General features: G+C 55.2%; 21 protein-coding genes and 1 tRNA gene. 6 read left to right on the plus strand and 16 right to left on the minus strand.

Features of this window, described 5'->3' with window-relative positions; translation table 11 throughout:
• Positions 1 to 49: 49 nt before the first annotated feature.
• Positions 50 to 952 carry a LysR family transcriptional regulator gene (locus HIJ39_RS03835; RefSeq protein ID WP_169096889.1) on the minus strand — a complete coding sequence of 301 codons (903 nt, stop codon included), beginning with the start codon at positions 950 to 952 and terminating at the stop codon, positions 50 to 52.
• A gap of 91 nt (positions 953 to 1,043) precedes the next feature.
• Between HIJ39_RS03835 and HIJ39_RS03840 the strand changes: the two genes are divergently transcribed.
• Positions 1,044 to 2,321: an adenylosuccinate synthase gene (locus HIJ39_RS03840; protein WP_169096891.1), complete on the plus strand. Its 1,278-nt coding sequence runs from the start codon at positions 1,044 to 1,046 to the stop codon at positions 2,319 to 2,321.
• Positions 2,322 to 2,557: 236 nt separating this feature from the next.
• Here the strand turns inward: HIJ39_RS03840 and HIJ39_RS03845 are convergent, their stop codons facing one another.
• The 3 genes from HIJ39_RS03845 to HIJ39_RS03855 all read right to left on the minus strand — a co-directional run bounded on the left by HIJ39_RS03845 (position 2,558) and on the right by HIJ39_RS03855 (position 5,285).
• Positions 2,558 to 3,904, minus strand: coding sequence for a WD40/YVTN/BNR-like repeat-containing protein (locus HIJ39_RS03845; RefSeq protein ID WP_169096893.1), 1,347 nt, complete (start codon positions 3,902 to 3,904; stop codon positions 2,558 to 2,560).
• Position 3,905: 1 nt separating this feature from the next.
• Positions 3,906 to 4,388: an RNA polymerase sigma factor gene (locus HIJ39_RS03850; protein ID WP_169096895.1), complete on the minus strand. Its 483-nt coding sequence runs from the start codon at positions 4,386 to 4,388 to the stop codon at positions 3,906 to 3,908.
• Between the two features lie 315 nt (positions 4,389 to 4,703).
• Positions 4,704 to 5,285 carry a GNAT family N-acetyltransferase gene (locus tag HIJ39_RS03855; RefSeq protein ID WP_169096897.1) on the minus strand — a complete coding sequence of 194 codons (582 nt, stop codon included), beginning with the start codon at positions 5,283 to 5,285 and terminating at the stop codon, positions 4,704 to 4,706.
• Between the two features lie 731 nt (positions 5,286 to 6,016).
• Between HIJ39_RS03855 and HIJ39_RS03860 the strand changes: the two genes are divergently transcribed.
• Positions 6,017 to 7,360 (plus strand): protein O-GlcNAcase, encoded by a 1,344-nt coding sequence (locus HIJ39_RS03860; RefSeq protein ID WP_243239326.1) that lies wholly within the window; start codon positions 6,017 to 6,019, stop codon positions 7,358 to 7,360.
• 255 nt (positions 7,361 to 7,615) lie between these two features.
• Here the strand turns inward: HIJ39_RS03860 and HIJ39_RS03865 are convergent, their stop codons facing one another.
• On the minus strand, positions 7,616 to 8,419 hold the full coding sequence (locus tag HIJ39_RS03865) for an SDR family NAD(P)-dependent oxidoreductase (RefSeq protein ID WP_169096901.1): 804 nt from the start codon (positions 8,417 to 8,419) through the stop codon (positions 7,616 to 7,618).
• A 701-nt stretch (positions 8,420 to 9,120) separates the two neighbouring features.
• On the opposite strand from HIJ39_RS03865, the gene HIJ39_RS03870 reads away from it, so the two are divergent.
• From HIJ39_RS03870 to HIJ39_RS25080, 3 genes are all read left to right on the plus strand, one after another.
• Positions 9,121 to 9,639 carry a hypothetical protein gene (locus tag HIJ39_RS03870; RefSeq protein ID WP_169096903.1) on the plus strand — a complete coding sequence of 173 codons (519 nt, stop codon included), beginning with the start codon at positions 9,121 to 9,123 and terminating at the stop codon, positions 9,637 to 9,639.
• A gap of 1,067 nt (positions 9,640 to 10,706) precedes the next feature.
• The gene (locus HIJ39_RS03875) at positions 10,707 to 11,096 is read left to right on the plus strand and encodes a hypothetical protein (RefSeq protein ID WP_169096905.1); all 390 of its coding nucleotides are present in this window, start codon (positions 10,707 to 10,709) and stop codon (positions 11,094 to 11,096) included.
• Between the two features lie 767 nt (positions 11,097 to 11,863).
• On the plus strand, positions 11,864 to 12,265 hold the full coding sequence (locus HIJ39_RS25080) for a DinB family protein (protein ID WP_420824558.1): 402 nt from the start codon (positions 11,864 to 11,866) through the stop codon (positions 12,263 to 12,265).
• 185 nt (positions 12,266 to 12,450) lie between these two features.
• Here HIJ39_RS25080 and HIJ39_RS03880 read toward each other — a convergent pair.
• The 11 genes from HIJ39_RS03880 to hemL all read right to left on the minus strand — a co-directional run bounded on the left by HIJ39_RS03880 (position 12,451) and on the right by hemL (position 18,895).
• A tRNA-Leu gene (locus HIJ39_RS03880) sits at positions 12,451 to 12,539 on the minus strand.
• A gap of 12 nt (positions 12,540 to 12,551) precedes the next feature.
• A complete protein-coding gene (locus HIJ39_RS03885) occupies positions 12,552 to 12,977 on the minus strand; it encodes a S1 RNA-binding domain-containing protein (RefSeq protein WP_169096907.1) in 426 nt (141 codons plus the stop codon).
• Between the two features lie 104 nt (positions 12,978 to 13,081).
• Entirely contained in the window at positions 13,082 to 13,339 is a 258-nt protein-coding gene (locus HIJ39_RS03890) for a hypothetical protein (protein WP_169096909.1), read from the minus strand.
• Positions 13,339 to 13,572, minus strand: a complete 234-nt coding sequence (locus HIJ39_RS03895) for a helix-turn-helix transcriptional regulator (protein ID WP_169096911.1) — start codon at positions 13,570 to 13,572, stop codon at positions 13,339 to 13,341. Before HIJ39_RS03895 ends, HIJ39_RS03890 begins: the two co-directional genes overlap by 1 nt.
• A gap of 101 nt (positions 13,573 to 13,673) precedes the next feature.
• Complete coding sequence (locus HIJ39_RS03900) at positions 13,674 to 14,078, minus strand: hypothetical protein (RefSeq protein WP_169096913.1); 405 nt, start codon at positions 14,076 to 14,078, stop codon at positions 13,674 to 13,676.
• Positions 14,079 to 14,089: 11 nt separating this feature from the next.
• Entirely contained in the window at positions 14,090 to 14,362 is a 273-nt protein-coding gene (yabP, locus tag HIJ39_RS03905) for a sporulation protein YabP (RefSeq protein ID WP_169096915.1), read from the minus strand.
• A gap of 62 nt (positions 14,363 to 14,424) precedes the next feature.
• Positions 14,425 to 14,664, minus strand: coding sequence for an RNA-binding S4 domain-containing protein (locus HIJ39_RS03910; RefSeq protein WP_169096917.1), 240 nt, complete (start codon positions 14,662 to 14,664; stop codon positions 14,425 to 14,427).
• A 69-nt stretch (positions 14,665 to 14,733) separates the two neighbouring features.
• Positions 14,734 to 15,009: an HU family DNA-binding protein gene (locus HIJ39_RS03915; protein ID WP_169096919.1), complete on the minus strand. Its 276-nt coding sequence runs from the start codon at positions 15,007 to 15,009 to the stop codon at positions 14,734 to 14,736.
• A gap of 75 nt (positions 15,010 to 15,084) precedes the next feature.
• On the minus strand, positions 15,085 to 15,954 hold the full coding sequence (locus HIJ39_RS03920) for a MazG nucleotide pyrophosphohydrolase domain-containing protein (RefSeq protein WP_169096921.1): 870 nt from the start codon (positions 15,952 to 15,954) through the stop codon (positions 15,085 to 15,087).
• Positions 15,955 to 16,021: 67 nt separating this feature from the next.
• Positions 16,022 to 17,542: a putative polysaccharide biosynthesis protein gene (locus tag HIJ39_RS03925; protein WP_169096923.1), complete on the minus strand. Its 1,521-nt coding sequence runs from the start codon at positions 17,540 to 17,542 to the stop codon at positions 16,022 to 16,024.
• A 57-nt stretch (positions 17,543 to 17,599) separates the two neighbouring features.
• On the minus strand, positions 17,600 to 18,895 hold the full coding sequence (hemL, locus tag HIJ39_RS03930; RefSeq protein ID WP_338055066.1) for a glutamate-1-semialdehyde 2,1-aminomutase: 1,296 nt from the start codon (positions 18,893 to 18,895) through the stop codon (positions 17,600 to 17,602).
• An 86-nt stretch (positions 18,896 to 18,981) separates the two neighbouring features.
• Here hemL and HIJ39_RS03935 point away from each other — a divergent pair, with 86 nt between their 5' ends.
• Positions 18,982 to 19,842: a sulfite exporter TauE/SafE family protein gene (locus tag HIJ39_RS03935; RefSeq protein WP_169096927.1), complete on the plus strand. Its 861-nt coding sequence runs from the start codon at positions 18,982 to 18,984 to the stop codon at positions 19,840 to 19,842.
• Positions 19,843 to 20,012 lie beyond the last annotated feature (170 nt).

A 20,012-nucleotide genomic window follows, 5' to 3' on the forward strand; every position in this document is an offset into this window, starting at 1 on the left:
AGCGGACAAGATTCCCAAAAGGGGCGGAGGCGCCGTTTCTGCGCCGTTGCTAGGTAGGAAAGCGAACGTCTTGAAGATTGTTAAACAACGCTTCGGCGGCCCGGGATAACGGAACATCGGGGAGGCGAACCAGCCCTACGTGGTGTATCGGCATTTCGGGCTCAAGGTGGAGCTGAAAGAGCTGTTGCTCTATCAGCTCCTTTTCCACAAACTCCCGGACCACCGCCGCTACCCCAAACCCCGCATGCGCAAAGGCGGCTAGCAAGTCGATGCTCCCCAGTTCGATTTCCGGACGGAGAGAGACACCATTTTCTTCTAAGAACGTTTCGATCCGAGATCGGGTCACACTCCCCTTGTCCAGCACCATCACGGGCTGCTTCGCCAATTCCGAAAGAGGCATCATCGCGCGCGCCAAATGGCGATACCGTTCGCCCACCACAAAGCAATCATGCAGCGCGGGACCCGAGTGAACGACCAGCCTTGGATCCATAATGGGAAGGTTGACAACCCCGAATTCGATTTGGCCTGCATGCAGCAATTCAACGGTTTCCAGGGACGTCCGGTTAGTCACATGAAGACGGACCTCGGGATGGTTACGATGGAAGTCCGACAAGACGGGAAGCAGGTAGTGCCGGCAAAGGTTATCGCTAGCGCCGATGCGAACCTCGCCCCGGTTTAGCCGCTGCATGGCAGCCACATGCCGTTCCCCCGTGTCAATAAGTTGAAAGGCTTGTTGAAGATGATCCAGCAACACCGCTCCTTCCGGAGTGACCCGGACCCCGCGCGATCCCCGAAGCAAAAGCGGGCTGCCCACCTCATCCTCCAATTTCTTCATGGCCTGACTGATTGCCGGCTGCGAAAGATAAAGGCGCTCGGCTGCCCGAGTTAAGCTGCCGGTTTCCGCCACGACAACAAAAATCCGATAACGCTCCAAAGGGCTGCTTATATTCATTCAACTTATGCCTCCTCATAGATCTATTAATTTCAATTATACACCGGGGAAATTTATACTGGTTCCGGATTCATTTGCGAGGAGGATTATCATGAGCGCGACGGCCGTGGTAGGTGCGAATTGGGGCGACGAAGGCAAGGGAAAGATGACCGACCACTTGGCGGAAACAGCCGACGTGGTGGTACGGTTTCAAGGCGGAAACAATGCGGGACATACAATTTTAAATCCGTACGGCAAGTTTGCTCTCCATCTCTTGCCATCAGGCGTCTTTTACCCCCACGTAACCAATGTTATTGGGCCGGGGGTGGCCGTAAACCCGAAAGCTCTGGTCGCTGAGTTGGACAATCTTCTCAAACAAGGTCTTGCCGCCCCGAAATTGGCTATTTCCGATCGAGCGCAGGTGGTGCTTGAAGCGCATGTGCAACTCGACACCGCGGAAGAAGAACGGCTTGGAGCCCGACAGTTCGGATCGACGCGCTCCGGCATTGCGCCCTTTTATGCGGATAAGGCACTCAAAATTGGAATACGCGTGGCGGATCTCTTTGACCCCATCTCATTGCGGGCCAAATTGTCGCACTCCCTTGAGCTGAAAAACGTCCTCCTGCAATTTGCGTACCGTCAACCCCCACTAGAGTCTGACCTTGTGGCACGGGATTTGGAACAATGGGCACATGCGTTGAAGCCCTACGTCACAGATACCACGGAACTTCTTCGGCGAGCCTTGGACGACGAACGCCATATTCTTTTAGAGGGACAACTCGGTGCCCTGCGCGATCCCGACCATGGCATCTACCCCTTCACCACCTCATCCTCGACCCTAGCTGGCTATGCCACCGTTGGAGCAGGTATACCTCCGCAAGCTATCGACTGTATCATCGCGGTGACAAAGGCTTACTCGAGCTGCGTCGGAGCGGGGCCGTTTGTCACCGAACTTTTTGGTGAAGCCGCTCAGGCCTTACGAGAACGCGGCGGGGATGCCGGCGAATACGGCGCTACTACCGGTCGGCCGCGGCGGGTAGGCTGGTTCGACGCGGTCGCCACCCGCTATGGTGCGAAAATTCAAGGCGCGACGGAACTGGCCCTTACCAACTTGGACGTCCTGAGTCATTGGGAGCGCATCCCAGTCGCCGTCGCTTATCGGATTAACGGCAAGCAAACCACGGCATTCCCCTCTCGCAATCTCGATCAAGCAGAACCGATTTATGAAACGCTGGAAGGGTGGAAGACCGACATCACACGCGTTCGCCGGTACGAAGACTTGCCCCTCGCCGCGCGCACCTATGTCGAACGGCTCGAGACCCTTGTGGAGACCCCAATTCGCTGGATTTCCGTGGGACCCAAGCGCGACCAGGTGATCCGTCGCCCATAGAAAGGCCAGCTTGTTGCCGCAGGTAGCATAGAACGCCGAGGGACGTGGCACCCTCACCGTGGTGATGTCGTTGCTCTTTATTCTGGCATTTTTAGGTCTAGGAATCGTGGTGTTAGGCTTCATTGCCCTGCGCCACCTGTTTCGCTACCGGTCCAATCATTAAACACCATACCGGTTTGAGCCTTAGACATAGCTCTGGCTTGGGTGCTATTCTTTGATCGCTTATCGGCGCCAACCTAATTCCCGAGCGACACACCATTGGTTGTGACCATTTGCTTTTCGGAAAGACGGGCTTCGGGCTTGAGCTGGGACCAGTCCCGCCCTCCGTCATGGGTCACATAGTATACGGGTAGAGGGTTAGAGGCTGAGACGGTCGAGTCCAGCACCCCGAATTGTGACCCCAGGAATTGGGCGCCTGAAAAGATCAAGTTAATCGGGAGGCCCTTGGGAACCCCCAAAGGGGTCCACACCCGGCCTGCGTCGTTAGTCGCCAACAACCTCCCGGATGTGTGCACCGAGGGATCTTCGGAGACACTCCATACCCACCAATCCCTACCGTTAGCTACGAACAACTTCCCGTGAAAAATCCCGGGAATCGTGACCCCTTTGGACCAGCGCGTTCCACCGTCCTTGGTGGTACGCACGCTGAGCCCCACAGCACCCTTGGTGAGGACAGCGCCGTCCTGTCCTCCATTCCAGAATTTCGGAGGTCCCATCACCATAGCGCTTCCGAAGCTCACCGGAGTCCAAGTATGGTGGCTTAGACTGTAACGAAAGAGTTCTCGTCTAGTCGTTACCCAAAGCCGATTTGATGTCGACATGGTTAGTTGCCCAAACGTTTTTCGCAATGGCCGGGGGAGGGAAACGCTCGACCAGGTGGTTCCCCCGTCTCGAGTCACATAGAGTTTTCCCGGAGGCAATGGATCCTTTGCTGTCCGGGGTGCCGAGGATATGAGGAAACTGCCATCGCGCATGTTGGCCCAGGCACTGGACATGGAACCGGCAAACACGGTCCCGCTCATGAGGTTGATGCCCGGAACGTCCACCTTGTGGTAGGCCCAAAGCCGGCCCCCGTCCTGGGTCGATGCGACCCGAACATAGGCCTTGTGATGCTGCATGTAATCGTTGACAACGATGGCCTGTTGCGAGTTCAGTGCATCGTCTGTGACTTGGCCCCCAGGGGTGGGTTTCAGTCGGCCAACCTGCACCCACCGGTTCGCCCCCGATGCCGTCCGATATACGTTGGTGCCTTCCATAGCGAATCCCCAACCGTCGGTTGGCGTAACCATATCGAACCCGGCCAGCCCTAAAGGGCGCCATGGCAAAAGCGTGGATTCTCGCCTGGACTTTGTCGTTATGGTCGGCTTGCCAACCGCCTGGGTCCGGTGAATCCATGCCGGAAGTCCAATCATCCCGATTGCCAGAACTGCCGCCGCTGGGAGATACCAACGGGAGGGGCGCGCCGAATGCAAGTGGCTAATTGAGGAGGTAGTGCCGGGGCGATAGTTCAGAATGGGTTGGGTCGGCATGGGCAGTTCGTCAAACGCATGCCGAAGCTCGTCATCAGTCCACCGTTTAGCCATGCTACTCATCCTCCCATAACTGCCGAAGGTGTTGTCGGGCGGAAAACAGCCGGCCGCGCACGGCCCCCGGCTTGCAGCCCAGATGCCGGGCAATCTGTTCCGTAGGCCAGTCCGCATAATAAAACAACCAGACACACTCGCGTTCGAGGAGAGGCAGCGTATCGACAAGTTCGCGAAACGCCGGCGGAATCCAAATATGCGCATCACTGCCCGACGATTCGACGACATCAGCCGCCACTTCTGGCCGCCTTCTTAATAGTGTCAAGGCCACTCGGCGGGCCGTGGTAAACAGCCATCCGGGTACGACAACCCGCTCGGGATAACGGCGCTGAAAGACCATCAATTTAATAAACGTTTCCTGTACTACGTCCTGGGCCAAATGGTGGTCGCGGGTCATGACGTAGGCATACCGGACCAATCGGTCTCCCCATGTGTCCACCCACCACTCAAGCGAGGCGTCCGATGGTTCCGATTGCTGCCCCATAGCGCTGCCCCCTCGCTCCAAGAACTCCACCAACCCGGCTTTTGTTATGACCCACAAAAAATTTAATGGCATGAAAAACCGATGAGACGAGGGGTAAATGGTGAAAGCCATGGGAGCCAAGGCCTTTCACCGCTCCGGTGCAACCCGGCGCCGGCGGAAGACGCCCCCGTCCGGGGAACACCTTTGACTTGAGCGAAAAACCCTCGCACCATCTGGTCGAATTTTGTGAGCATTCGTGTGGTATATCGGTGGAAGCGGTCCATTCCGTCGCCAGCCTCCGATGGCGTAACCCGCTACGGCCATTAGAGCGACCACTTAGCTCATTAAGGACGGCAAAACCGTTCTCAACACCGGCATGGCTTCGTCGTAATCATTGGGATAATTGCCAAACGAGCCCCGCTTGACGATCCCAAATCCCGCTTTTATATAAATTGCGATCGCCCGGTGACTCCATGTCTGGGTGTGAAGAAAAATATCTCGGTCGCCCTCCAACCTCGTCAACCGCTTGAGGCATTCTGACACCAACGCCTTGCCTAGACCCAGTCCCTGGAATTCGGGTCGGACCGCTAACCAATGGATCGCCGGATCCCGCCGCTTTTCCGTCATGTTCCACCAACTTGTAATCGTACCCACCGCGTCCCCGTTGGCCGCGGACACCAACAGGCATCGCCGTGAGAGTTCATCGCCATCCGGAAGATATGTCTGACGCAAGTATTTAAGAGCTTCCTCTTGTGTGGAAAACTCCCCGACTGACGTCTCAATGGTCGCCCACCGAACTTCGTCTCCCGGGACAAACCATTTCAAGGAAAAGTTGGGGGGTAGGGCCCACGTTTCGATAGGCAACCCCGCACGACGTTTCATAATCACGTTGAAATACGGTAATGTCTTGTCCAACACAAGCCCGTCACCTCTTTCGTTCGGAAGAAACGACACCGCAAACAAGGTGAACCCAAAACCCGTCTGCGCTCAATGGATTGGATCCGTTTACAGTTGGCAATCATTCTGGCGATTGGCAGCCCAAGGCCACGCCAAGTCACATGACGTCCTGTTTCAACAGGATCGGCCTACGCATCGTTCTTGCATCCACGGTGACGTAAGGATGCCCGTGTTCGCGAGCGCGTTGGCCCCTGGCGTGCAATAAGGCCGTATAGCAGCTTGCCCCCGGTACTCCGTCTATGGCGCCTCCCCAAAGGCTGGCAAACAGCGCATCAGCCTCCAAGGATCTCGAGAAAGCTTAGCTCGAACTTGGCGTTGTTGCCCCCCGCACGCTTTCACTATATCGCACCGAATAGCGATAACGACGACCAAGGCATCCTCGGCAGCGTACGCCTTCACCTACGCGTGGTCTCCAAAATGTTCCGGAACAGCGTCCGTGACCTCTTGGGCAAGCTGGCGTTATTCTCGTGTAAGGCTAGGGATTCATGGCGCTGGGCCACCAGAGACCTGATATGGTCATTTAGGAGGACATCATGGACAAATCGCTCGGCATCGTCGCCATAATCGTACTCGGATCCACGTCTATTGCTGGGTGTGGCTGGACGGGACACCTGCAAGCTTATGCCAAACAAGCCTCTCTTGCATCGAGCGGTTCAGCCTCGACATCGGCTTCGTCCGCTCGAACGACATCTATGGTCCCTATTCGCGGCGTTATTGAAGGTTTCTATGGACATCCGTGGACCAATCCAGAACGCATCAATTTATTTAGGTTTATGCAACAGGAAAATATGAATACGTACGTGTACGCCCCTAAAGGCGACCCGTATCAGCGAATGGATTGGCGCTTACCCTATCCGCCAGCTAAACTTGCCCAAATGAGGACGTTGGTGAACGACGCTAAACGAGACCATATTCGATTCGTTTATTCCATATCGCCTGGCATGACGGGAACATCAACGGCTGCTGTCCGGAAGTCCATCACCTATAGTTCCCCCTCCGATCGCAAAGCATTGGAGGCAAAAATTAATCAGCTCCGATCGATTGGAGTCAACACGTTCATGCTGTCATTTGACGACATCCAGACCACCTTAAAGCCTGCTGACCAAAGGGTTGACGGGCACGATTACGCCAGGGCTCAAATGCAGTTGGCCAATGAGATTGACGCGGATGAACGGGCCAATGATCCGAATTTCCAGCTTTGGCTGGCCCCGACATCATACTATGGCCTAACCGACGGTCCCTATTGGCAAACATTGCGGTCAACCTTGAAGCGGACCATTAAAGTTATCTGGACGGGCAAATGGGTCCTCAACAAGAGCATTAACAGCGCACAAGCAAAGGCGGTTACCAAACTGATTGGACGAAAGCCCATTCTCTGGGACAATTACCCCGTCAACGACTATACCTATGATGTGGGCAGACGCCCTCAATTGATGATGGGCCCGCTACAAGGGAGAAGCGGGTCACTCCAAAATAATATAGCGGGTTATATCAGTAATCCCATGATTCAGCCATACGCCTCGCAACTGGCGCTTCAGACCATTGCCGACTATCTGCAGGATCCCACCGGCTATCACCCCAAAACTGCCTGGGAGAACGCCATTCAACACATGCCAGGCGTCACCAACCCGCAGTTGTTTGAGGCATTTGCTGCATTCAACACGGCTAGCATTTTGAATCCGAGCGGCTACTCGCCAATGCGATCCCTGATATCGGCATACGAAAACGCTTCGTCAACCTCGTCCAAAAATTCGGCAACAAAAGCGCTTGAGACGGAGTTCGCAAGACTCGCTCGGCTCCCACGCACATTGCCCCCCACAATCACGAACAAAGCATTGCTTCACGAAATTCAGCCATGGCTAACCAAGCTCGGGGAAGAAGGACAAGGGGGACTCGATGCCATTGCCGTGCTTCAGCATCCGAGCACAACCAATCGAGCCCGGTTGTCCCAACAGATTCATACTGTGGAGGCCTCACCGTACAAAATTGGAGGAAGCATTATCACATTTATGCAGTGGGCCAAGAGTCGTCGGTAGGCCGTTAAGCTCATATATGTGGTCCAAAACCGTGTGCAAGCTGAGTTGGCTGCCGCGAGCATCTCGAAAAGCGCACGCGCGGCATCTCCTGGACTAATCACCGTCTTTGGAAATTGGCCCCATTACGGGGAAATGACACGAACACGGTCTAGCTTTCGGATATGAGCGTATTCAATCGACCCTCCGCAGTTCAACCCACCGGCGATCAATGGGAACATCCCATTGCCGGGCTTCAAGGTTTGCCAATCAACCCCCTTAAAGAGGGGGCTGAGACTTCAATACCTTTTGAACCATGCTTTTATAAAAAATGGCGTCCAAAAATTTCGGAGCGAACCAATTCAGGATTTCCAGGGTTTTCGATTCGACCACTTCCCGTTTATCTTCAACCAGCGCCTGCACGATTCGTGCGGCAACATCGCGTGCCGAGGCCTTTCTACGGTAACCGCCAGGGGTTGGATCCAGACCCGCTTCATGTTTCGTGGTCGCATGAAACTCCGTTTCTGTTTCAGGTGCACAATAGGTGAGAACGTGTACCCCATAAGTCCGTAATTCCAGGCGCAACCCATCCGCTAATGCGTTCATCATACTTTTGGTACTCGCATAGGCCGACAGGAACGGCAGTGCCCGCTTGCTTAAGACGGATGAGACATTGACAATCGTTCCATGGGTCTCCTTAAGGGACGGTATGGAGGATTGAATCAGGTTCAACATGCCATACACATTGGTTTGAATCAAATGACGGAAGTCTTCGATGGGCAATTTTTCAACGGTGCCAAAGTACCCGATCCCCGCATTATTGACGACCACATCGATTCTCCCAAATATCTCCCGGGTCAGGTCAACCGCCCGGTTGACCTGGTCGCGGTTTGTAACGTCTGTTGGAACCGCCAGCACTTCGTGATGTGCCGCTTTCAATTCGGCTTCCATGGCCATGAGTCTGTCTGTCCGCCTGGCTAACATAACGACTTTCGATCCCTTAGCCGCCAGGATTACCGCCATCGCTTGCCCGATACCACTGGACGCACCCGACACGACAACAACCTTTTCCCGAACGTCCATAGACACCCCCAGCCAATACAGACGGCTCTCAACCGCTTATTCGTGAGGATCATTTGTATATCGCTGTGCCCATTATATCCTCGACTGTCAACCCTCATTCCCGCGATGACTCGCCAGGTTAATGATCGGATAATGGGGCCAAGAGTCCCATCAATGGCTCCTCTGCGATTGCCAGCGGCCGCCGATTCTCTTAGCCGTCCCTTTCGCAAGCGGCCCTTCGAACATGAATACAGAGTGATGTCGAGCGATTATTCCCCACCCCACCTGGCTCGTTTCCTATAATCGGGGTGGATGTCACCCGACCCGATGACTTTCCGGCGCGGATTCTGCTGTGGAGACCCGGCAGCGACCGAAATCTTGCGCCGCAAAGGGGGCCACGCTTATGCACTGGACACTGTGGATTCTTCCCGTGTTCTTCGTGCTGGTGGTTCCGCGAAATCGTAAGAAATAACCACCTCCGTCGGGAGATGGTTATTCTCACAGGTAAAACATCGGCGTTCGGCAGGGTCTCCTTCCGTTCACAGCGGAAGTGCTGCCATCCCTCCCGCTCTGTTCACGCAGGGCGGGAGTTCTTCTGTTATTGTTATGCCACGGAGGTTGAGAGAATGCAAGTGCATCTCCCCTCAGTACACTTTTTAAGTATGAGACGGTGACCATCATCTTATCTTCCGCGAACAGAATGACGGCGTGGAGGTGGCATAGTGGACCTTCAAATTACCTTGGCTCACGGAACACCCCGCGAGGTGGAGACGTCCCAGTGCCTTCTGGGCTTGATCTATCGATACAACTTGTCCCCGTATACGTTCACCCGCCTCATTCGGATTGAACAAGGCGTTGTTCCGCATAGCCACCCTGTGTTAACCCTGAATACACTTCGTCGGCATGCTCCAGAACCGCTTCTTCCCACGTATTTGCATGAGCAGATGCATTGGAAAGTGACCACTCGGGTTCGAGGAACCGACTTGATAAGTGCTATGAGGTCCGAATTCCCGTCGCTGCCCATCGAATTTCCAGACGGCGCAGGAAGTGAGGAGTCGACTTATGGGCACATTGCCGTCTGTTATGAAGAATACGATGCTCTCTTGCATCTGCTGGGCGAGCGCGAAGCAACCGCACTTCTTATGGCCATTCGCAACACAAGGTATCGGGCCGTGTACGACCTTGTCCTGACTCGCACCGAGGAAATTCGAAAGATTCTTACCCGCATAGGGTTCGATTGAGGAGTTCAGATGTGATCGACCGGACGAGCGGAGACGGCTTTGCTGAGCGATGAGCAATCTCCCTCAATTGCACACCGGCACGCCAAATTCAAAAAACAAAACCCCCCATCTGGCGGGTTACGAAAAGTGGTGCTGGGAGCCCGATTCGATTAAGCAACGCACGTATACGCTCAGCGTATGGCGGTGGATTGACTTTCGAACTTCGAAGGAATCCATCAAGGCGAGGTATGTCGCGTTGAAGCAGCAAGATATCATACCACCCGACGCGCCGAAGGAGGATAATCATCCGTTGTGTCCAAATGACCTTCGTCGTGATGTTTATGGGCAAAACACAAACCCGCCATCTTACAGCTTGTGCTGGTTCGAAAAATATTGGTGCCGGGAGCCCGCCATGCATAGAAAGCCCCGCCATACGCTGAGCGTATGAAACCCTCACGCTTTTCTTTCGCGCCAAAGAGTCGTACTACGCTCGCCCGATCCATTGACGTCTGGACGTAAAAACGGCCAAAGTGAACCAAAGCGAGCGTATAAACCGGGGCCACGCATCTGGTTTTGCAAAAACGAACGCGCTACGCTCGCATACAGCCCCCGCGAACCGACTTAGAGTGCTGTCGAGCGATTATTCCCCACCCGATATGGGTCGTCTCCTATAATCAGGTTGGATGTCACCCGCCCGATGACCTTTCCAGCGCAGATCTTTTGCTGCGGAGACCCGGCAGCCTGTCGAAATCTTGCGCCGGAGAGGGGGCTATGCGTATGCACTGGACATTGTGGATCATCCCCGTGTTCGTCGTACTGGTGGTTCCGCGTATTGGCAAGAAATAACCACCTCCACTGAGGAGATGGTTATCAGCGAAAACATCGGCGTTCGGCAGGGTCTCCTTCCGTGACCATCGGAAGTGCTGCCATCCCTCCCGCTCTGTTCGCGCAGGGCGGGAGTGCTTCTGTTATTGTTATGCCATGCTGGTCGGCAGAATGCAAGCGGCGATGCCTGGACAGGGAAGACCGACCAAACAAAATCTGAGGTGAACAGAACCATGCCATCAAGCAGACCAAGGGGGACTGGAGTGAATTTCTTTACGTTTGGAACTTTCATGATGATTTACATCCGAGGCATGCATCCCGATTGGCCGTACGATTTTGTCGATGAAGCAGAATTGCGGTCAGTGGGGATGCTGTTTCGCGAGCTTGAACCCGTGTCAGATGAGAAGTTCGAGCAAACAATTGAACAGTTTTTGCGTATGGGGAGAAGGAAGAAAATACCCCTCTTGGAGAGGTTGGCTATAGCGTGGGCAAAGGGAAACGTGACAGGATGGCCACAACAGCGCCCCGACGAAAAGGACTTGCGACAGGCTCTCCAAGTCTTGCAAAAGGCCACAATGGCTACGGACGCTCAAGTAGAGGCGGCCGTTGCTAGCATTTTGGATGATAACCCTGACGAAGGGGCGATGTTTTGACGCTGGCGGTTGGACCGAGGTGTTTCCCATCCTCCACCGCAAAAGTCGTTTTGGGGAAAAATAAAACCCGCTATCAAGAGCTTGGTGCGGGTTTTTGCAAAATTGGTGCCGGGAGCGGGACACGGGCACGAGAGACCCCGATACGCTGAGCGTATGGCGCACGTTTTATTGCGGTCTCCCGGAGACCGAGACCGTGACGCTCGCCTGATCTGACGTAAATCAGGCCAAAAACACCCAAAGCGAGCGTCTGGATCGCGTTGTCACGTCGCTCTACGTCAACCTGACACTGCAACGCTCACCCTCCAGAGGCATCCCCTGCTCCGATGTGATGTCGAACGATTATTCGCTACGCCACCGGACTTGTCTCCTATAATCGGGGTGGATGTCACCCGACCCGATGACTTTCCGGCGCGGATTCTGCTGTGGAGACCCGGCAGCGGCCGAAATCTTGCGCCGGGAAGGGGGCACGCCCATGCACTGGACACTATGGATTCTTCCCATGTTCGTCGTGCTGGTGGTTCCGCGAAATCGTAAGAAATAACCACCTCCACTGAGGAGATGGTTATCTTCGCTCTAAATCGGCGTTCGGCAGGGTCTCCTTCCGTTCACCGCGGAAGTGCTGCCATCCCTCCCGCTCTGTTGACGCAGAGCGAGAGTTCTTCTGTTATTGTTATGCCACGCGGACACCAAGAATGCAACCCTGAAGAATACCACAGGAATTGGAGGAGTCAGAGTTGAGGCATAAAGGGTTCCTATATGCAGCGGAAATGACTGATGCATTATTGGACGTCATACATGAGTCTCAGTGGTCCACCCGTCTTATCGCCGAACTGGGATCTCCAGCAAATTTGTTTTTCCACATGATTCGCGTACGAGACGTCTACCGTGACGCCCTAGAAACGGGCATTTTATCCTTTCCCGGACGATTTCTACCTGATAATGCTCACGTCGCTACGGAACTCCGACGCAGTCGCGAACAACTCGCTCAAAGGCTTGCAGGAGCCTGTGACGAATCTGTGAAGTTTGGTCTAAATCGGCTGAGTGCAGACGAAATTTGTGCCGCAGCCATACAACATGAGGGCCTCCATCAAGGGCAATGGTACGTGGCCCTCAAACAGCAAGGCATACCGCTACCCATTTCATGGCGACAAGACTGGTCACTGACCTAAGGGCAGAAGGCGGAACCATATTTTCATTGGCGTGGTTTGAAAGTAAAGGCCAGTGTTCAGAGAAAAATTGGGATGTCGGGAAGTTTGGGGGAGCAATAGGAACGGTTCACAAGCGCCGCAAAAGGGCGTTGCATTGCCGATTTTGAGGAAAAAATAAAACCCGCCATCAGGTGGGTTTTGAAAAATGGTGCCGGGAGCGGGACTTGAACCCGCACAACCCTTCCGGATCGGAGGATTTTAAGTCCTCTGCGTCTGCCGATTCCGCCATCCCGGCTTGTTATGAGTATTAAGCCCCTCGTCCTCCACGCTTCGAATCGGTATTGCGGCGAAGGTCTTGCAGGCGATCTTCACTGTCACGCATAAAGCGTTGCATCTTATCCTCAAAAGAGACTTGCTGCGCACGACGCTCGTGCGAGGGTCGATGGTCGCGACGTGGCCCCCCGTGTTCACGTGTCCCAACGGCTGCCGATTTCGGTTGGGCCTGCCGGATAGATAACGCAATTTTACCATTGGCGTCCATGGACAAGATTTTAACCTGCACCTTATCGTTTTCCTTATGGTAGTCTTTGATGTCTTTCACATATGCATCTGCAACTTCCGAGATGTGCACCAGTCCGGTGCGCCCATTAGGCAAAACGACAAAGGCGCCGAAGTGGGTAATTCCACTGATGGTGCCCTCAACTATCTGGCCAACTTCCAATTCAGATGCCATTGAGACGTCAAAGTCCTCCCATGGGAACGATTAAGGTAGTCTTATTATATGGTCCGCACGGAAAAAATGTCAACGGAAAGGCTCGCGTAATCTTCCAATTTTTACTATCTATCCACACTCGGCAACGGAGCTTGTCCTGTCAATATTTCCCGTAACGTATGTGGATTATGCAAATCGTGAATGTCACGCTGTAGCGCGTGATTCTGTGCCTTAATGGCTTCGATGCGATGATTCAGAGCCTGCTGCTGGCGGGATATGACCCACATATGATCTAAGGACACGGCGCTCCAATAAACGAGGTAAGCGCCGATAACAAAGGTGGCGATGCGCCGCCAATTGATGCGCAACGAGCGTTTGGCCATTACTCGTCGTCCGCCTCCTCCTCATCGCCAAAAACCCCTAACGGATCGCCGGAAATTACCAAGACAACCTCATAGCCCTTGCTTTTGGCGCGATTGTATAGAGTTGCCACCGTGGCCGGCGACAAGCCCAACTTCTTCGCCACTTTATCATTTGACTGCCCAGTTTCCTTGAGAGCGACAACCTGTCGCTCGCGAAAAGAGAGTCGTTCCATTCCCCGAATTTCTATCTGCATAAATTCCCCGACTTATCCACAATCTGTGCACAACCTGTGTACAAAACTAGTACAGGATTTGTACGATGTTTTTACATTATAGGTTATCCACAGGGGGATTGTCACCCTTTTTTCGGGGGTTTCCGAAGCTTGTCTTGAAGACGCTGAAATAAGCGGATAAGGCCGCGGACGGGGGCCAACGTGTAGTAAACAGCTCGGGCCTCGACATGCGCAACCAATAACAGCGCGCCCATCACGACAGGCGCTGCGAGCCAGGTCCATAGCCCGTATCCCACTAACACGAAAGCAATTGACCAGATGCGAAAAGTACCCCACTCTGTCCAAAAGAGCATGACGACAAAGGCCATGCCGACCAGCACAAACCAAAACCAATCCAAGAACTCCCGGACTCCAACCTGCATGCGATAGGTGATCCGGCAGGCTCCATAGGCGGTGGACAGCATACCAAATCCCATCCCGGTGAGAATCCAGACCGCGATGATGAAAAAGGCGTCGTTCGGAGGCATCGGACTTCCCCCTAACGCCAAATCTTATTCCACGTATTTCCTGCCTGGTTGCGCTGCCTCTTCTTCCCGTACTGCAGCGCGTCAAATTCTCCCACGGCGACGAAGTGCCCTTGGTCCAGGTCTAGCGTTTGAATGCGCAGATTGTGACCTCGAACGGTCAAGGTCCCCATGGTTGTCGAAAGTACAATGGTGTCGTCGTCAAAATTATCGACGTGCTGCACACCTTCCAATGACAGGCTCTGGCGGTTGACCAGCGCAATCGAATGTCCCCGCTTTTCATCCATCGGACGGACCCCTTTTCCGGTGAGAGATTTCCTCTCACAGCCTATGCATCGCGTCGTCCAAATTAGACCTCCCGATATAGGGTCTCCGCCTCTTTGGCGGGAACATTTTCCCGAATCGCCTCGACGACGACGATGCGTGGGCCCCCGGGCACCTCCAACGTGATGCGGTCGCCCACTTTGACTTCATATCCCGCTTTCACAACCCGTCCATTGACGGATACGCGCCCTTGATCCAAAACCTCCTTGGCCACCGTACGGCGCTTGATAATCCGGCTCACCTTTAAGTATTTATCAATCCGCATGCAGGACGTCCCCCCCTAAAACATGAAAAAGGCCGTCTCCTCCATGGGGACGGCCTGGCACGAGAAAAACTACTTGGCGACGGAATCCTTCAACGCCTTGCCGGCCTTGAAAGCCGGTACGCGGCTTGAAGAGATTTCCAAGGTGGCGCCGGTGCGAGGGTTGCGACCCACACGTGCAGCACGCTCACGAACTTCGAAGGTGCCAAAGCCAACCAAGGACACCCGGTCTCCCTTGGTCAAAGCGGATTCGATGCTCTCCACCACGGCGTTCACGGCACGCTCTGCGTCCTTCTTGGTCATCCCCGCGCGTTCGGCAACTTCGGTCACTAATTCTGCCTTGTTCAAAATCGTCCCTCCTAATGAGATCGATAACGGATTTTCGCATCCAGTTATTCGCCAAGTCTTCCGGAAATCCTTTTTTTACCGCAAATTCCCCGCGATTTCGCGGTTTTGAGGGGCGGCCTGAGCCACTTTTTTCCATAGAGCCCACTCAGCGTCTTGATGTTGGATGCGTCCGCCTGAAGCCACAGCCCAGGCAGCATCTGCTAGAATTTCCTCTATCTTGCCCGGGTTTTTGTCAAAATATACCTGTAGCAAATCGTAAATTTCTTGATATACGGAGCTTTCCGGGTGTATGCCCAGTTTGTCAAGACGCTTGGCCGCAACCAGTGCCGGGTAAACCCAAACAGCACTCGCATGATGGGGCGGCTCTTGCGCCTTCAGCTTATCCCATTGCTGGCGCACTTCCTCAGAAGTTGCCCACGCTTCCTCAGCAAACACATGAGGGTGGCGGCGGATCAGCTTTTGTGCTTGCTTTACTGCGATGTCGCTAAAACTAGAATTCGGAGCCAGTGCTCCCTGAAAGGCTATTTGCAGCAAGACGTCGCCTAATTCTTCGATGAAGGCCTCGTCGTCCCCTGCAACTAAAGCTTCGGCGGCCTCATAACTCTCGTCGAGCAGGTACCGCACCAGCGATTGAGGCGTCTGCTTGCGATCCCAAGGGCAACCTTCCGGCCCCAACAGCCGCTCCATCACATATAGGAGAGGTCCTCCTGCTGTTGGAATCCCAGGCAGAATCAGGCGGTCTCCCGCCATGAGCTGGATTTTGGCGATATCACCCCAAAGAATCTCGACGGGAGGTGATCCGGACACCCACAGTTGCGCCTTAGCATCATCCGGAAACAGTGCTCCAAAACGTTCCCAAATCGCCGCACCATCCCGTGGCCCCTGGACGATGAAGCGATCGTCCCGGTTGTTCCCGTCCTCGCCATGCCAAACCCAGTCTGCCATTTTTACCCCCTCGGTGAAACCCACGCCTCGGGGGTAGTATAGCAAACGTAACGCAAAACCCCATATTTTAACGCTCTTTCAAGGCTTTGGAGACCGTTGCCATCTCTCCGGACAACAACATCACAGCCGCATAGACAACGACCCCTACCGGCACAGCCAACACGACATGCCAGAAGCTCGGCAACCAAACAGGGCCTGTCAGCCATAAACGAAGCCCCATCGCCATCACCACCGTTCCGACCAGCGGCCACAGTAAGCTTTTAAAGGGCTGGGTACCCGGGCCAACAATGCGAATCCAGTCGCGCCAATTGAGATACGCCGTCGTCAAGGCCGCGCCCACTGTTCCCATGGCTGCCCCGCGAATGCCCCAGGCCGGCAAAGCGGTTAGCCACCACGTGAGGAGAAACTTGACTCCCGCACCAAAAATCAGGTTTTTTACCGGCACCCATCCATGCCCAGCCGCCTGCAGTGAAGATCCCATGACTTGCTGTATCGCCAACACGGCCGAGCCGAGGGCGAGCACTTGCAATGCCCCCGCAGATCCGCTCTCACCATACAACAGCTGTGTTAACGGGCGGGCTAAGACCATCAAGCCGGCCGACATCGGGAGGCCTAGCAGCCAGACCATGTGAATGGCACTGTCAACTTTCTGGTTCGCCTGATCGTGGTCGCCCGCGACAATCGCCCGCGCGACTGCTGGTACCAACGATACCGCCAAGGCTGCCCCCACCACCATAGTGAGATTGATGAGCGGCATCGCCTCGCCGCTTAGTTGACCAAAGCGGGCGGTGGCCTGTTCTAAGCTTAGACCTGTCAGCCTTAGCCTCCCCGGCACAAACACCGAATCAGCCATCAGCATCATTGGAAACAGGAGACCCGAAAACGACATCGGCAACGCCACCATCACCAAGCGCCACAAATCCCCCAAGGGGATCCGGCCGGAAAGATTCCAGCCTCCGCCGCTTCGTACGCGCTGCCAACCCAAGAACACCATGCCCATCATGGCGCCAATGGGAGCCCCTAATGTCGCCCCCGCCGCCGCTTTGTCAATCCCATAGGGCAGGAAGTGATAGGCCAACGGAAACATGACCATTACCCGCGCGACCTGCTCCAATATTTGCGAAATGGCGGTGGGCTCCATATCCTGGTGACCCTGAAAATATCCGCGGAAGCTAGCCTCCAAAGCTACAAAGGCTAAGGCTGGGGCAAGCGCTCGAATGGCCCAAGTGGAGGCTGGCTCACCGAACAAGGATCGGGCAATCCAGGGGGCGCTCAGTTCCATTGCCGCCGCCAGCAGCATACCGACCACACCCAGCATGACTTGAGCCCAGGAGCCCAAACGCTCGGCGCCATCCCCATCGCCGCGCGACAATTTCTCGGCCGTCTGCTTCGCCAGTGCCGTGGGAATGCCGTTTACCGACACCGCTAACAAAATGGCATAGAGCGGGTAGGCCATTTGGAACAACCCGACCCCATAATCGCCTAAAACGCGGGGTAGGAAGATACGGTATACGGCGCCAATGAGTTTCGACACAAATGAACCGATAGAGAGCCAAAATGCTCCCCGCCAAACCGATGTTCTGTTCATAGGAGCCCCCCGGGTATCCTCTAACCCATGGATATGTCCGGGAGACCCTAAAAAAGACTAGCCCTGCATGATATGGGCCATGGCCCGGTCGGCTGCCTGTACGGTACGCTCAATCTCATCAGGGCCATGCTGCGCCGACACAAACCAGGCCTCATAACGACTGGGCGCGAGGTACACGCCCTCGTTGAGCATCAAACGATGAAACGCCGCGAACTGTCCGGCGTCTGCTTGTTGCGCTTGGGTATAGTTTTGGACGGTTTCGGTTCCAAAAAAGAGAGTAAAGCCCGACCCCGCCCGATTGACGGACGCCACCAGGCCATGCCGAGCCGCCAAATGCAAGAGAGCGGTGGCCAAATCATTGGCCAATCGATCCATGCGTGGGTAGGGGTTCTCTTCCCGCAACACCTGAAGCGTAGCCAATCCCGCGACGGAAGAGAGCGGGTTTCCAGCCAATGTGCCCGCTTGGAACATACCGCCCAAGGGAGCCACGTAGTCCATAATGTCCCTGCGGCCTCCGTAAGCTCCAGCGGGAAGTCCCCCGCCAATAATCTTGCCCATGGCGTAGAGGTCAGGTATGACGCCCAGCAACGCGCCGGCTGAGCCATAGTGAAAGCGAAAGGCGGTAATGACTTCATCAAAAATTAATAAAGCGCCGGCCTTGTGGGTCAGATCCGCCATTTTTTGCAGGTAACCCGGTGCCGGATTGACAATCCCCATATTGCCCACGATGGGTTCCGTGAGCACACAGGCAACCTGATCGCCAATTCGACTAAGAACCTCCTCAAGCCGCTCAATATCGTTATATGGCAAGCTGACCACGTCCTGGGTTACCCCTTGCGGGACCCCTAAACTATCGGCTGTCCCGATCGTCGATGCACCAGAACCGGCTTTGACCAACATTGCGTCGCTGTGCCCATGATAGGCACCTTCAAATTTGATGACTTTGGTGCGGCCCGTAAAGGCACGGGCAAGACGCACCGCCGACATCACCGCCTCCGTGCCGGTGGTGGTCAACCGCACTTGCTCTAGTCCCTGCACCGCCCGGACCAACTCCTCGGCGAGGCGAATTTCGGACGGATGGGGTGTCCCCAAAAGGGGTCCTTCCGCCATGGCTTGGCGCACCGCCTCCACCACTTGGGGGTGACTGTGGCCCAAGATCAGCGGGCCAAAGGCGGCCAAATAATCGATGTAGCGGTTGCCATCCACATCGATGAGCCAAGCACCCTCCCCCCGGTCCATCACAACAGGCGGATCGCCCCCAACCGCTCGAAAGGATCGCGCTGGCGAATTGACTCCACCCGCGATGACCGACTTAGCCCGCTCAAACCAGGTATACGACCCATCCCGTTCCACAACACTGCTCCTTTCACGCATTTGCTTTCATATTACACGACCAGGTCGCACGGAATAAGACGGGACAGACCGCGCATGATAGTGCCATGATCGGAAAACTCTGGGTTCCACGGCGCCTCCTCATCGGCGGTCTTATCCTCCTTGGCCTCGATTTAGGGCTTTGGGTGGGACCGCATCTTGGGCTGTTGGCCCACGTGGATAGTTTGCTTTTCCTCCTAGCACTTGGGGTCGCTGCGCTGGCGACCGGAGCCGGTTTAGGCGGCGCCGTCTTGATGGTGCCGGTCCTCCTCTTCCTACGCCATCTCGGGATCATTGACTGGCCGCCCACCGAAATTAGCACCTTGGCCGCCATGGCCGCAGCTCTGGCTGCTGGCAACGGCGCACGAATCCAACGAAAAAAGGGTCTGGTGCTGGGGGGCTTGGCGTGGAAAATGGGAATCGTGGGAGCGACGACAGCCGTAGTCATGGCAATCTGGTCATCCCGTTGGACGCCGTCACCGATTGTCTCCCTCGACGCATTCATGGCACTCACAGCCGTCCTGTGCCTCTGGGCAGCTCCCCATCCTCGAGAGGGCCGGAGCGTCACGGCAGCCATTCCGGAACGCCGGATCCTCGCCGCGACGATGCTGGTAGCCGCATCCTCTGGCGTTACCGGGATGCCCGGATCCTATCTGCTCATTCCCCTGCTGCTCTGGGTTTCGCCACTTCCCTACCGTCAGGTTGCCGCCACCACCCTCCAGGCCATTTTCATTATTGCGTTGGCAACCTTTCTTATGAAGGTGCATCAGGGGTTCTTGTCGCCATCCCACGCCTTGCCGCTTGGCCTGGGGTCGCTCATCGGGAGTATGGCAGGGGCTCGTTGGGCCCAGCGTTCGTCGCCCCGCACCTTGCGATTATTGGCCACCCTGACGATTTTATTAGGGTCCGCAACGAGCCTTTTCTTCTAGACGATCGGCCACGACCTTTTTGCGTTAAACTGGGGCTAAATACCAAATTCGGGAGGCTTCCCATGGGATTCGATCTTCACGACCTTGATCGCATCGTATCACTGACGCATCCGGTCATTCATCCGCTTGACGCATTTGTAGTCATGGTTTATAAGCGTGTAGCCAATGAC

The organism is Sulfobacillus harzensis, assembly GCF_012933365.1.
In the GTDB taxonomy this organism is placed as follows: Bacteria; Bacillota; Sulfobacillia; order Sulfobacillales; family Sulfobacillaceae; genus Sulfobacillus_B; species Sulfobacillus_B harzensis.